This is a genomic window from Actinacidiphila sp. bgisy160, from assembly GCF_057707815.1.
Genome location: NZ_JBYIQW010000041.1, coordinates 55,501 through 67,977 on the forward strand (window position 1 = coordinate 55,501; position 12,477 = coordinate 67,977).

Below are 12,477 nucleotides of genomic sequence, written 5' to 3' on the forward strand. Positions count from 1 at the left end.
CGGACCATCTGTGGACTAGGAATTGTTCACAAGGCCAGGGGACACAGGTGACCTGCGGGGATCCTGAACAACGCAGGGCCCTCCGGAGCCGTGTGCGCGGTCCAGGGGCGGGCGGGGTGGCGGGTTCGGGGCGTGGGGGTCAGCCGCCGGCCAGGGGGATGAGGCGGAGGAAGGTCAGCGTCGGGGTGGTGGTGAGGTCGATGACTTCGTCCAAGTCGTCGATCTGGTGGGTGGGGGTCAGGATGAAGAACGCGTTGGAGAGGAAGGCGCGTTCGGCGAGGCTCGCTTGGGTGCGCCAGTCGGCCGGCTCGGCGTTCGCCGGATGGGCGAGGGATGCCTCTTCGCGGGCGCGGAGGTGGAGGAGGGCGCGGGCCGTCATCCGGTCCGGGAGGCCCGTGAGCCGTAGGACTGTGCGGGGTTTGTCGCCGGCCGTCTCGTCCCGGAAGGTCACGCCGCTCATCGCGTGGCTCGCTTGATCTGGCGCAGGATCGTCGGGTCGCTGATCGCGGAGTCCGCGGCCAGCAGGGCGGCCTTGGACAGGATCAGCGCCAGCCGCTCGTCCTCGAAGGGCAGGAAGAGCTTGCGGTCGGCCTTGCGGCGGGCGGGGACGATGCAGAGGTAGGCGTCGTCCGGTGCCATCAGGACGTTGGCCGAGCCCAGGTGGATCCGGTACGTCGTGAGGTCGCCTCGGACGGTCAGGTAGCGGCCGCCGAGGGAGCAGCGGTCGGCGATCTTCAGGCGCGGCAGGATGCGCTGCAGAGCCTCCCGGCGGATCTCCGCATTCGCCGTCAGCTCGCCGAACGACGCGGTCCGCCAGTACTCGGCGTAGCGGTCCTCGCCCCGGTCGGTCCACGTGGGGTCGGCCGCGATCGAGGTGACGCCGACGAAGAGGTCGACGTCGCGCATCGCCTCGCTGAAGACCAGGGGCGGTACCTCGGCCAGCGGCGCCTCGCGCCAGCGCCGGCCGTCGCGGCGCTCGAACCGGACCTGGTCGGTCGCGGCGTGGTCGGGGGCGTGGCCGGTGTTGTCGTCGGCCGGTTCGTGGTGGAAGCAGGCGCGCCATCCGCCGTCCCCGAACTCCCCGCGGGCCAGCCCGTCGTAACCGCCGTCGTGGTTGCCGAGGAAGTTGGCCTGCCAGCCGCGTTCCTTGAACAGCGCGTACAGCCGCGGGTAGTCCACGATGTGCGCGGCGAAGCGGTTGGAGTAGACGCCGGTCTCCTCCTCCGCCGGGGTCGGCAGGTAGATCTCCCGGAACGCCTGCTTGAACGGCTGCCGCAGCCCGTCGGCGACCACCCGGGCGCGCCATGTCGCGATGGCTTCCGCCGGCGCGTGGACCGGGTGCCACAGGCGGATGTGCGAGGGCGTGCCCGGTGGCCGGCTCATGGGTGCCACGGCGTGCCAGTCGCCGGCGGCGTCCTGCGCCTCCCAGATCAGGCCGCGGGTGAGGATCCCGGTGACCGGGTGGTCGCGGTAGTGGCGGCGCCATTCGTCGTACGGCCAGATGCGCCCGGCCGACATCAGCGCTTCGAGGCGGGCCCGCTCCGCCGACAGCGTGGCCCGTACCTGTCTGGCCAGGAGTTTGAGCTCGGCGAGTTCGTCCGCGCACTGCGCCTTGACCGCGGCGGGAGCGGTACGGGACGTGCGCCCGTCGGGCCCGGTGAAGGTGAGCCGTACGGTCGCGGCGTCCTCGATCGCCAGCCGGACGCGGCAGCCGGCCAGTTCGCGTACGAGGGAGCCGTCCGGGCCCAGGCCGTGCCCGGGCACGCTGCGCTCGATCAGCTGTCCCGGGGTGATGCCCTGCCGGGCTGCGGCCGTTGCCAGGGCGGTGCCGAGCTGCTTGAGGAGGGCCCGGTGCTTGAGCTTCGCCCGCAGCCGCCACAGCGCTTCCAGGGCGGCGGGGTCGTCGATCTCGGCGAGCGCGTTGATCGCCGCGCCCGCGAGCTTGAGGTCCTCGATCACGTCGGACCCGGGCCCGCCGGCGCGCAGGGCGAGGGCGGTCAGGTGGCCGACCGTGTCCGGGCCGGCGGTGAGCGCGGCGGCCCAGACGGCGCCCCGCGCGAGGTCGCCGTCCTTCTGGCCGACGACGTAGTGGAGGTGGAAGTCGCCGTCGTGCCAGGAGGTGGGCGACCCGTTCGACCGGCTGCACATCGGGGCGTCCTCGGCGAGTGCCCGCAGCATTTCCGCCGTCGTGCCGCGCGCCGATGCCGCGTCGCTCAGCGCGAGGCAGTCCCGGCGCCAGCGCTGGGAGGGGCGCGGGCCCGACAGGCTCGCCAGGTGCCGGACGAGTCCGGCCAGCTCGGGCGTGGGCGCGCTGCCGGCGCGTTCGCGCAGAGCGGTGGCCCAGGGGGCGTCCGCGGGGACCAGCTCGTCGGGCATGCTCGCCGGGTCGTCCTTCGCCAGCAACGCGCGGAGGCGCCGGCCGAGCGGGCCGCGCACGTCCGCGGCGACGTCCGCGGCCATGAGCCTGCTGTAGGCGTGGCGGATGAGGGGGTTGACGGCGCGGCGGCCGTCGACGTCGAGCCGGTCGACGGCGTTCAGCACCGCGGTCAGCGCTTCCGCGAGCCAGTGACCCGTGTCGTACTCGACGATGCGGAGCAGCATGACCGCGACCTCGTCGGGCGTCCATCCACTCTGGCGCGATATGAGGGACGCGGCCCGGTCGCGGTAGTGCCACACACCCGAGCCGTCGGGGTGCGCCACGAGCAGCAGGGACAGGGCGGCGGCGCGTGCCTCCTCGCCGGCGCGGGTCGCGAGGCCCTCGTCGATCTCGGTCCGGGTCGCCGCGTGCAGTTCCTCGAAGCGCCGGTACTCCTCCTTGCGGGGGCCGAAGGCGAGCCGGAACTCCGCGCGGCCGCGGTCGAGGAGGTCGACGAGCCAGCGGGCGCGGTCAAGGGCGGCGGAGCGCACGTCGTCGAACGCGTCGTTCCTGCGGGCTTCGGCCACCACGGTGTCGTACAGCATGCCGGGATGGTGGCAGGGGGGTCCGACAACGGCCCCGTCCCCGGGTGGGGCGAGGCCGGTCGCGGTGGGGCGTCAGCCGGACGTGGGGGCCGGTTCGGGCGGGACGGACTTGGGCTGGGCGGGGGGCTGTTGCCGCTGGGGCTGGTCGCCCGTGTCGCCGTCGGAGGACTTGGGCTGGGCAGGCGGCTGCTCGGGCTGCTGGGGCTGTTCCGGGGGCTGCTGGGGCTCGGAGGGCGGCTTCTCGGGCTGCTCGGGCGTCTTCGGCTGCTCCGGAGTCTTCGGCTGCTCGGGCGTCTTCGGCTTTTCCGGCTGCTCCGGGGACTTGGGCTGCTCCTGCTTCGGGGACTCCTCGTGCGTGCCCGGGGACTTCGGCTGCTCCTGCTTCGGCGACTGCTCCTTCTTCGGCTCCTCGCTCTTCGGGGACTCCTCCTTGCCCTTCTCCGGCGACTGCTCCCGCGTGCCGGGCGACTTGGGCTCCTCCTGCTTCTTCTCCTCGCTCGGCGGCGACGCCGTCTTCCCCGGCGGTTCGAGCTGCGAGCCCGTGGACGGCGACGGCAGGACCGGCACCGGGGAGTCGGAGGGCCGGCCCTTGGGCGGTTCGACCTTGTGGTCCCGCTTGCCCTCGACCTTGCCGCTGGGGCGCTCGAACCAGCGCTTGCTGTCCTGGTCGTAGAGCGTGAGCGTCTTCATCGGCTTGTCGGACGGGACGACCGCCACCAGGCCCGCCGCCCGGAAGGTCTCCCACTGCCGGCCGCTGTACGTCGGCGTGCCGTTGACGGCGTCGGGGGCGCTCAGCGGGTTGCCGCAGGTGCAGCGGACCACCGGGACGCCGTGGTTGTCGACCATGACGGGGGTGCCGGCCTGGAGGATGGCCTGGTAGTCGGTGACCTTGCCGTCCTTGAAGCCGTGGCTGGTGACGCGGGTGTCCCAGTTCAGCTGAACGGGCGTCAGCGAGCGCAGGTGGGAGGGGAGGTCCGGCAGCTTGACCTTCAGGGTGTCGGCAAAGGCCTTGCCGCGTGCCGGGTCGCTGGTGAGGTACGTGATCTGCTTCTCGACGTCGCAGGCGGCCTCGTTCTGCCTGCCGCTGTAGAGCCCCGGGTGCGCGCCGCTGACCTTGAGGGTGCCGCCGGGGGCCGAGGACTCGTTGGGGGTGATGGTCGGGGTGACCGCGGTGCCCGGCTCGCCCGCCGTGGAGGGGGTGAAGGGGTCCGGGCCGGCCGCGGAGGCGTTCTGGAGGAAGATCTCGCCGCCGCCCTTGGTGCCGCCGAGGAACGAGAAGGCGAAGATCACCGCGACCGCCACGACCATCGCGGTGCCCGCGGTCACGAGGGTGCGGCGGGCCCGCCACCACGGGGCGGGGAGGCCGCGGTGGCGGCCGGGTTCTCCTGGTTCGCCGCCGCGTCCCGCGCTGCTCGGCGGGCCCGGTGGACCCGGGGGGCCGGGGGGTGGTGGCGGGCCGGGGGGTGGCGCCGCCGGTGGGGGCGGGGGGCCCGGTGTCACCGGTGGGTGCTCTCCCCCCGACGGCCGTCCGGACAGCGGTCCGGACGGAGGGCCGGTGGGGCGTTCGGGCGGAGGAGGTATGGAACTCACGGCACTCTCCCCAGACGTAGGGCATCGGGAATTGAGGTCGATTCCCGTGCGCCCTCCCATCCCATTATGTGCACCCTTACCGGGACGAGTGAATCGGCTACGGGATTCCGGAAAGGCGCGATGTTTCACGGGCATTTCGGCAGTAGGGCATCCGCGAAGCGCTCTCCCCCAGGGAACACCGGCCCGCGCCGCGGGTCAGGTCCCGTGCTTTCGTGACTTGACCGTCCGCACCGGCCCTGACCTGCTGCGCAGGTGGTCTCACGGGTCCGGGACCAGAATCGGTACATGGAAGCACTGGGATACAGCGACGCGAACACCGGCCTCTTGCTGGTGGATCCGTACAACGACTTCCTGTCCGACGGCGGGAAACTGTGGCCCCGCGCGAAGGCGGTGGCCGAGCAGGTGGGGCTGCTCGACCACATGCGGCAGGTGCTCGCGGCCACCAGGGCCCGCGGCATCCGGACGTTCTTCGTCGCGCACCGCCGCACGGCCCCGGGGGACTACGCGGAGTGGGAGCACCTCTCCCCCGCCCAGGAGGCGACCGTCAAGGGGCAGGTCTTCGCCCTGGGCGCCTGGGGCGGCGAGTTCCATCCGGACTTCCAGCCGGTCGACGGTGAGATCCGGGTGCACGAGCACTGGTCGTCGAGCGGCTTCGCCAACACCGACCTGGACTTCCAGCTCAAGCAGCACCGGGTGTCGCGCATCGTGCTGATCGGGATGCGGGCCAACACCTGCATCGACACCACGGCACGGTTCGGCCAGGAGCTCGGCTACCACGTCACCCTGGTGCGGGACGCGATCGCCGCCTTCAGCCCGGCGGAGATGGAGGCGACCTTCGAGGTGAACGCGCCGCTCTACGCGCACGCGGTCCTCACCACGGAGGAGTTCCTGGACCTGCTGCCGCCCTGCCCCGAGGAGTACGGGGCCGGGCGGTAGCGACGCGCGCGTCAGGGCTCAGGGCTGCCCCGGGGTGGTGAGCCAGCGGTCGTACCAGGCCAGGCTGCGGCGCAGCAGGTCCAGCAGGTGGCCGCGTCCGCCGATCATGTGGCCCTCGCCGGGGTAGACGGCGAACTCGTGCGGGACGCCGTGGTGGCGCAGGGCGCGGTGCAGGAAGACACCCTGGGAGACGGGCACATTGGTGTCGTCCTCGCCGTGGAGGATCAGGACCGGGGTGCGGATGCGGGAGGCGTGGGAGATGGGGCTGACCCGGTCGTGGGGGTGGGGTCCGGGGCCCTCCCAGCCGATGCTGCCGCTGCCCGCCGACTCGCGGACGGGTCCCTGCTCGCCGGTCGCGCCCTGCATGCCCCAGTCGCTGATGCCGGCGCCCACGATCGCGGCCTTGAAGCGGTCGGTCTGCGTGACGGCCCAGGCGGCCAGGTAGCCGCCGTGGCTCCAGCCGCCGATGCCGAGGCGGTCGGGGTCGGCGACGCCCTGGGCGACGAGGAGGTCGATGCCCTCGGTGATGTCGGTCCATTCGGCGCCGCCGATCGCGCCGTCCACCGCGGTGGCCGCGAAGGCGTGGCCGTGGCCCTGCCCGCCGCGGGGGTTCGGGAGGAAGACGGCGTAACCGGCCGTGGCGAAGAGCTGGCCGGGGGGCAGATCGATGTGGAACTGCCATTCGTCGGTGTAGCGCCAGTACGGGCCGCCGTGCGCGAGGGTGATCATCGGGAAGGGGCCGTCCTCGCGGGTGCGGCCGGGCGGCAGGAGGAGCAGCCCGTCGAGGGCGAGCCCGTCGGAGGCCTTGTAGGAGAGGCGTTCCTGGCTGCCCCAGGGGATGTCGCGGATCTCGGGCCTGGTGTCGCTGATCCGGGTCAGCGGGCCGTCGGGCGGTCCGGCGTGGACGTCCTTGGGCTCGTACGCGGTGCCCGCGAGCACGGCGACCCTCCCGCCCGTGCGGTCCGCGGTGAGGGCGTGGACGATGCCCTGGCGGGTGTGCAGACGGCGGAAGCGCCGCTCACCGGGGTCGAGCCGGAACAGCGCGGTGTCCAGGCCGTCGGCGAAGACGGCCAGGGGCGGGCCGCCTTCGACCTGGAGGAGTTCGGTGGGGCAGACGGTCATGCCGTGGGTCAGATCGCGGGCCTCGGGCGGTACCTGGTGCCCGGGGTCGGCCGGGACCGCGCGGTCCAGGACGGCCGGGGAGCCGACCAGCCCGGGCGGGGTGGTGGCCAGGTGGGCGAGGTGCCAGCCGTCCTCGGCCTGCCACCAGACCGGGCGGCGCGCCCCGTGCCCGGCGGGGCCGAGGTCGTGGACGGTGCCGGTGGCGGTGTCGAGGACGTGGAGCTCGGCGGTGAGCGAGCCGGGGTCCTCCTCCGCGCAGTCCCAGGTGAGGACGGCCAGCATGCCGCCGTCCGGGCGCTCGGCCACCTCGACGACGTGCCGGTCGCCGAGGACGTCGACGGTGCGGAGGGCACCGCTGTCGAGGTCGAGCAGGCGCAGGCGGGCGGAGGGCTCGGGACCCGTCCGCTCGGTCCACACCATCACGTCGTCGTCCTCGGCCTCGTCCGGTTCGTCGGCGGCGATCAGGGCGACGGTGCGGCCGTCGGCGAGCGGCAGGTGGTCCGCGATGCCGCCGGGCCAGGCGGTGAGGGCCTCGGCGGGGCCGTCCGGCCCGCCGTCGGCGGCGAGGCGTACGCGGTGCAGTTGCCCGGCGGTGGTGAACAGGACGGCCGACGAGTCAGGGGTCCAGCGCGGGGCGCCGATCCAGGTCGTGCCGTCGGTCAGCTGCCGTGCCGGGGCGCCGCCGTCGGCGGGCACCGCCCACAGGACACTGGCCGGGCGGTCCTTGATGCCGAGGGGGCGCGCCGTGTGGACGACGGTGCGGCCGTCCGGGGACACCGCGGGGAACATCGGTATGACGCTGTCCACGACCGCCCGTGCCACGTCTTCGCTCTGTGCCGTCAATGCGCCCTCCACAGCGTCCACTTGGCTCTCGCCGTCCTTCGGGGAACCGTGCACATCCTGCCGCAGCCCACGGGGCGTGGGGGTAGGCTCGCGCGATTCCGGCCGCACCGGCCGCGCTCCTCCGCCTCGGCGCCCGTGTCCTCGCCGTGGTCTGCGCGGTCCTCGCGCTACGGGGGGTACCGGCTCGGGGTGACCTGGTCCGCCGGGCGCCTGACGATCCGCGGGTACCCGCGCACGCGGGTGTTCCCGCGGGAGCAGCCTGTCACGGCCGTCAGCGCCTTCGCGACGGGCCCGGTCCAGAGCGCGGCTGTTCGGGAACGCAAGGGGCACGCCGTCGAGCGGCTGCGGCGCTGGGCCACCGGACGGCGAGGCCGCAGCGGCCGGTGAGCCTCGTCCGCCGACGTGCGGCAGCCCCCGGGGCTGCGCGCGGCGCGCGGCTGTCCTTCCCGTCCCGGCTGGAGAGAGCGGATCAGGCGGGCGGCCGGATCCAGGTGCCGCTCAGCAGCGCGTGGCGCGCCGCGCACCGGGGGCGGCTGTTCGGCTGTTCGCCGGCTGGTGACCCGGCCCCGGCGGACGGCCCCGGCACCGCACCGGCGCGTTGTCGCACCCCTCTGTCACATTGGACGCGTCCGGTTCGTCAGTGCGCCGAGGGAACGTGACGAGGGAATGGGGCCGATGGACGACAAGGAGTTCCTGGCGGAGCGGTTCGAGGAGAGCCGGGCGCATCTGCGGGCGGTGGCCTACCGCATGCTGGGGTCGCTGGCCGAGGCGGACGACGCCGTGCAGGAGGCGTGGCTGCGGCTGAACCGCGCCGGGGCGGACGGGATCGGCAACCTGGGCGGCTGGCTGACGACCGTGGTGGGCCGGGTGTGCCTGGACATGCTGCGCTCGCGGACCTCCCGGGGCGAGTCGCCGCTGGACGACGTGAGGGTGCCCGATCCGGTGGTGAGCCGGGATGACGCGGCCGGCGACCCGGAGCAGGCGGCGCTGCTGGCGGACTCGGTGGGACTGGCGCTGCTGATCGTGCTGGAGACGCTGTCGCCCGCCGAGCGGCTCGCCTTCGTGCTGCACGACATGTTCGCGGTGCCCTTCGAGGAGATCGCCCCTATGGTCGGGCGCACGCCGACGGCGGCGCGGCAGCTGGCCAGCCGGGCGCGGCGCCGGGTGCGGGGGGCGGCGCCGGTGCCGGACGCCGACCTGAGCCGTCAGCGGGAGGTCGTCGGCGCGTTCCTGGCGGCCTCGCGCGCGGGTGACTTCGAGGGCCTGGTGGCGGTGCTGCACCCGGACATCGTGCTGCGCGCGGACACCGGCGCCGCCTTCCCGGGGGCGACCCGCGAGGTGCGCGGCGCGCGGACGGTCGCGAGTCAGGCGCTCACCTTCCGGCGCGCGGCCCTCCACGCGCGGCTGGCGCTGGTCAACGGCGCGCCCGGGGTGGTCACCACGATGGAGGGCCGGGTCGTGTCGGTCATGGGCTTCACGATCGTGGACGGGCTCGTCGTGGAGCTCGACATCCTGGCCGATCCCGAGCGGCTGGCCGGGCTCGACCTGGCCGCGTTCAGCGAATAGCTCACATGTTCGATCAAAGGGCTACCCTGGAGCCATGACCGCACCGCTCCAAGGATCGCTCTTCGACCAGACCGACGAGTTGCTGCTCGGTCCGCTGGACGGCCTCCGGCGGACCGGGCTCGGCAGCGGGGCGTGGCTCGACCTGCTGCCAGGGTGGCTGCGGGGGGCCGACGCGCTGTTCGAGGAACTGGCCGGTTCGGTTCCTTGGCGTGCCGAACGCCGGCAGATGTACGAGCGTGAGGTCGACGTGCCCCGGCTGCTGGCCTTCTACGGGGAGGGCGAGCGGCTGCCGCACCCCGTCCTCGGCGAGGCCCGGGCCGCCCTCGACGCCCACTACGCGGACGAGCTCGGGGAGCCTTTCGTCACCGCGGGGCTGTGCTTCTACCGGGACGGCCGGGACAGCGTGGCCTGGCACGGGGACCGGACGGGCCGGTCGGCGACCCAGGACACGATGGTCGCGATCCTGTCCGTCGGCGACCCGCGCGACCTGGCGCTGCGGCCCCGCGGCGGGGGCGCGGCCGCTATGCGGCTGCCCCTCGGGCACGGCGACCTCGTGGTGATGGGCGGCTCCTGCCAGCGGACGTGGGAGCACGCGATCCCCAAGAGCACGCGCGCCGTGGGACCGCGGATCAGCATCCAGTTCCGCACGCGCGGCGTCCGCTGAGCCCCCTCCACCCCGGCACGGGGAAGGGCCCCTTGCCGTCCCCCTGTTCCCCGGCCGCGACTACGCTCCGGTGACGTGCACCGGCACCGGCGCCGACCACCCCAGCGCCGTCGGCCTCTGCAACGCCTCGGCGGCCACGCCGGCCGCCGGCCAGGCCGCCGCGCAGCGGCAGCAGCACTCAGGCGCCCGACGCGCGGTCACCGGGCTCGACGCGACCGTCGACCACCAGGAGGGCTCGGTCTCCGGGCTGACCCGGACCGGCGCCTGCGCCGAGCCCGGCGGCAGCGGCGGCAGCGGCGGCAGCGGCGGAGGGGAGACGCTCTTCCGGCCGGTGACGGACGCGCTCGAGGTCTACGGGGCCGAGATCGGCTGACCGGTAGACGCGGACGGTGCCGCCGTCCGCGGGTCGCATGGCGCCGGTGGCGTCCAGGTGTCCGTGCCACGGGGGGTGTGGGTTCGCTGTCCGGGCCCACGGCAATGACCTGGCGTGACCCGGGTGGTGACCGGCGCGGCCGCCGTCGCGACGGGGCCGGTCGGCACGGTCACGGACCGCGACGGGAGACAGGCGAGGCGATGGGGCGTCCGGTGACGGGCGCACGGCCCGTTCCGGGACGCCGGCGCCGACGGGGCACTCAGTGCGGCGTCGCCCGCGAGGGGACGTCGTGGTGCTGGTGCCCACCCGTCGCGAGCATGCGGACTTCTCCCCGGTCGCTGATCTCCGCCTGGACGATGCCGGTGTCGTCGCTGTACACCGGGTGCCCCCCGGCACCCTTGCGCTCGGTGCGCTTGACGACCACGGTGTCGCCGGAGACGGGGAAGGTCAGCTCGTAGGTTTCGGCATGACTCATGAGGGGAACCTCCTGTCTCCGCCCATATGACGATTTATGCCCAGAGAATCCCTGGCCAATGACACCGATCATGACGTCCGCTGTGGCGCCGGGCCGACCCCGTGGGAGAGCATGGAGCGGTGTCGATCATCAAGGGGGAACACATGTCGCACCTCACCCACGTCGCCGCTCCGGAGGGCGTCCTCCCGGGCACCGGCTACAGCCACGTCGTGTGGGGCGAGGGCCGCTTCGTCGCCCTCTCGGGGCAGATCGCGGTGGACGAGCGGGGCGAACTCGTCGGGCCGGGCGACCCGGCGGCGCAGGCGCGCCAGGTCTTCGCCAACCTCGACCGCTGCCTCGCTGCCGCTGACGCGGGCTGGGGCGACGTGGTCAAGTTGACCTTCTTCGTCACCGACGTCGCCTTCCTGCCCGCGGTCCGCGAGGCGCGCGACGCGTACGTCGACACCGAGCGGCCCCCGGCCAGCTCGGCGGTGCAGGTAGCCGCGCTCTTCCGGCCGGAACTGCTGCTGGAGGTCGAGGCGTTCGCGATCGTTCCGACCACGTCCGGCGCCCCGACGGCACGGCCGTGACACTGGTCCCGGAGCGCTTCACCGTGGCGGCGGCGGCCCATCGGCCGGCCCCGCCCCGGCCAGGCGACCCGCCGCGGCTGTGCCTGGTGGACACGGCGGCGAACGCGGCCGCCGCCGTCCACCTGGCGCCCGGGCTGCTGGACCGGGAGGAGCGCGAGCGGGCCACGGCCTTCCGCTTCGAGCGCGACCGCACCAGCTACATCACCGCGCACGTGGCGCTGCGCCTGCTGCTGGCGGCGTACCTGGGCACCCCGCCCGGCGCGGTGCCGCTGACGCGGGAGACCTGCCCGGTCTGCGGCGGCCCGCACGGCAGGCCCGCGGTGGAGGGCGGCGCCCCGCACTTCTCGCTCTCGCACTCCCGGGAGCTGACGCTGCTGGCCTTCGCCGCGGCCCCGGTGGGGGTGGACGTGGAGGCGCTGCCCGGCCAGGAGGCCGTGGACGGCGTGTGGCGCTCGCTGCACCCGGCGGAGGTGGACGAACTCGGCATGCTGCCGCCGGTGGAGCGCCGAGAGGCCTTCGCGCGGGCGTGGGCGCGCAAGGAGGCGTACCTGAAGGGCCTGGGGACGGGCCTGGCCAGGGACCCGTCCGAGGACTACGTGGGCTCCGGCCCCGTACCCGCCGCGGGCCCCGAGGGCTGGTCGCTCCGCGACGTCGCCGTCGGGGACGGCCACCGCGCGGCCGTCGCCGTACGGCTGGGCTGAGGCGCGCCCGCCCCGTCTTCTCCGCCACCACCCCAAGCAACGCCGCGATCCAGGGGCGGGCGTGGGGGCTGACGTAGAAGGGGGTGCGCGCCGGGTCGACGGCCCACCCGGGTCCACCACGCCCCGCCCGGCCGCCCGCCCGCCGCCGTGACGCAAGCGTTCACCGAGGCCCCGGAGGTCAGCGTGGCGTGAGCCGGAGCCAGGAGGCACGCTGGAGGGAGGAAGGCAGGTGGCAGCTCATGAGCAGACTCGAAGAGCAGATCGACCTGAACGTTCCGACCGAGGTGGCATGGCAGCACTTGCACCGCCTGGAGGACTACCCGCAGTTCGTGGGGGGCGTCCGGGAGGCGAGCGCCGCCGGGGACGGCAAGGCCCGGCTCGGCGTGTCGGGGACCGGCAGCGACTCCCTCGACGCGGAGTTCTCCGACCGCACCAAGGCCCGGAGCGACACCCGGGAGATGACCTGGCGCACCAGCGGCGGTGCCGAGATCACCGGGACGTGCTCGGTCCTCCCGATCGACGAGCAGCACAGCCGCGTCCAGGTCCGCATGGAGTACGACCCCGCCGAGCTCCGTGACGCCTTCGGCGGCCCCAAGGGATTCGCCCAGGTCAGCGCGATCGAGCGCACGGTCCGTGACGACCTCGAGCGCTTCAAGGACCTCGTCGAGCGCGAGCAC

At 74.2% G+C, this 12,477-nt stretch carries 12 protein-coding genes; 7 read left to right on the forward strand and 5 right to left on the reverse strand.

The genetic code is table 11. The features are described 5' to 3' along the window. Window positions 1-139: 139 nt before the first annotated feature. The 3 genes from AC3EUJ_RS26955 to AC3EUJ_RS26965 all read right to left on the reverse strand — a co-directional run bounded on the left by AC3EUJ_RS26955 (window position 140) and on the right by AC3EUJ_RS26965 (window position 4,287). On the reverse strand, window positions 140-460 hold the full coding sequence (locus AC3EUJ_RS26955; protein ID WP_431965704.1) for a hypothetical protein: 321 nt from the start codon (window positions 458-460) through the stop codon (window positions 140-142). Beyond that, on the reverse strand, window positions 457-2,961 hold the full coding sequence (locus AC3EUJ_RS26960) for a DUF4132 domain-containing protein (RefSeq protein ID WP_431965706.1): 2,505 nt from the start codon (window positions 2,959-2,961) through the stop codon (window positions 457-459). Before AC3EUJ_RS26960 ends, AC3EUJ_RS26955 begins: the two co-directional genes overlap by 4 nt. A 72-nt stretch (window positions 2,962-3,033) precedes the next feature. After that, window positions 3,034-4,287, reverse strand: a complete 1,254-nt coding sequence (locus AC3EUJ_RS26965; protein WP_431965708.1) for a DUF6777 domain-containing protein — start codon at window positions 4,285-4,287, stop codon at window positions 3,034-3,036. Window positions 4,288-4,836: 549 nt separating this feature from the next. On the opposite strand from AC3EUJ_RS26965, the gene AC3EUJ_RS26970 reads away from it, so the two are divergent. Next, entirely contained in the window at window positions 4,837-5,487 is a 651-nt protein-coding gene (locus AC3EUJ_RS26970; RefSeq protein WP_431965710.1) for a cysteine hydrolase family protein, read from the forward strand. An 18-nt stretch (window positions 5,488-5,505) separates the two neighbouring features. Here AC3EUJ_RS26970 and AC3EUJ_RS26975 read toward each other — a convergent pair whose 3' ends face one another. Beyond that, window positions 5,506-7,452, reverse strand: coding sequence for a S9 family peptidase (locus AC3EUJ_RS26975; RefSeq protein WP_431965712.1), 1,947 nt, complete (start codon window positions 7,450-7,452; stop codon window positions 5,506-5,508). Window positions 7,453-8,127: 675 nt separating this feature from the next. On the opposite strand from AC3EUJ_RS26975, the gene sigJ reads away from it, so the two are divergent. The 3 genes from sigJ to AC3EUJ_RS26990 all read left to right on the forward strand — a co-directional run bounded on the left by sigJ (window position 8,128) and on the right by AC3EUJ_RS26990 (window position 10,055). Further along, on the forward strand, window positions 8,128-9,018 hold the full coding sequence (gene sigJ / locus AC3EUJ_RS26980) for an RNA polymerase sigma factor SigJ (RefSeq protein ID WP_431965714.1): 891 nt from the start codon (window positions 8,128-8,130) through the stop codon (window positions 9,016-9,018). Between the two features lie 34 nt (window positions 9,019-9,052). Continuing rightward, complete coding sequence (locus tag AC3EUJ_RS26985) at window positions 9,053-9,682, forward strand: alpha-ketoglutarate-dependent dioxygenase AlkB (protein ID WP_431965716.1); 630 nt, start codon at window positions 9,053-9,055, stop codon at window positions 9,680-9,682. Between the two features lie 70 nt (window positions 9,683-9,752). Beyond that, window positions 9,753-10,055, forward strand: coding sequence for a hypothetical protein (locus AC3EUJ_RS26990; protein WP_431965718.1), 303 nt, complete (start codon window positions 9,753-9,755; stop codon window positions 10,053-10,055). Window positions 10,056-10,314: 259 nt separating this feature from the next. Here the strand turns inward: AC3EUJ_RS26990 and AC3EUJ_RS26995 are convergent, their stop codons facing one another. Next, window positions 10,315-10,530, reverse strand: a complete 216-nt coding sequence (locus AC3EUJ_RS26995; RefSeq protein ID WP_431965720.1) for a DUF6296 family protein — start codon at window positions 10,528-10,530, stop codon at window positions 10,315-10,317. A 143-nt stretch (window positions 10,531-10,673) separates the two neighbouring features. Here AC3EUJ_RS26995 and AC3EUJ_RS27000 point away from each other — a divergent pair, with 143 nt between their 5' ends. The 3 genes from AC3EUJ_RS27000 to AC3EUJ_RS27010 form a co-directional block, all read left to right on the forward strand. Then, window positions 10,674-11,099 carry a RidA family protein gene (locus tag AC3EUJ_RS27000; protein ID WP_431965732.1) on the forward strand — a complete coding sequence of 142 codons (426 nt, stop codon included), beginning with the start codon at window positions 10,674-10,676 and terminating at the stop codon, window positions 11,097-11,099. Beyond that, entirely contained in the window at window positions 11,096-11,800 is a 705-nt protein-coding gene (locus AC3EUJ_RS27005; protein ID WP_431965722.1) for a 4'-phosphopantetheinyl transferase family protein, read from the forward strand. Before AC3EUJ_RS27000 ends, AC3EUJ_RS27005 begins: the two co-directional genes overlap by 4 nt. A gap of 239 nt (window positions 11,801-12,039) precedes the next feature. Next, window positions 12,040-12,477 (forward strand): SRPBCC family protein (locus AC3EUJ_RS27010; protein ID WP_431965724.1); only part of this gene is annotated, 438 nt, incomplete at its 3' end.

Excerpts from the sequence above, each read along its gene's own strand:
- AC3EUJ_RS26955 (WP_431965704.1), bottom strand. The coding sequence starts at position 460 with ATGAGCGGCGTGACCTTCCGGGACGAGACGGCCGGCGACAAACCCCGC.
- AC3EUJ_RS26960 (WP_431965706.1), bottom strand. The coding sequence starts at position 2,961 with ATGCTGTACGACACCGTGGTGGCCGAAGCCCGCAGGAACGACGCGTTC.
- AC3EUJ_RS26970 (WP_431965710.1), top strand. The coding sequence starts at position 4,837 with ATGGAAGCACTGGGATACAGCGACGCGAACACCGGCCTCTTGCTGGTG.
- sigJ (WP_431965714.1), top strand. The coding sequence starts at position 8,128 with ATGGACGACAAGGAGTTCCTGGCGGAGCGGTTCGAGGAGAGCCGGGCG.
- AC3EUJ_RS26985 (WP_431965716.1), top strand. The coding sequence starts at position 9,053 with ATGACCGCACCGCTCCAAGGATCGCTCTTCGACCAGACCGACGAGTTG.
- AC3EUJ_RS26995 (WP_431965720.1), bottom strand. The coding sequence starts at position 10,530 with ATGAGTCATGCCGAAACCTACGAGCTGACCTTCCCCGTCTCCGGCGAC.
- AC3EUJ_RS27000 (WP_431965732.1), top strand. The coding sequence starts at position 10,674 with ATGTCGCACCTCACCCACGTCGCCGCTCCGGAGGGCGTCCTCCCGGGC.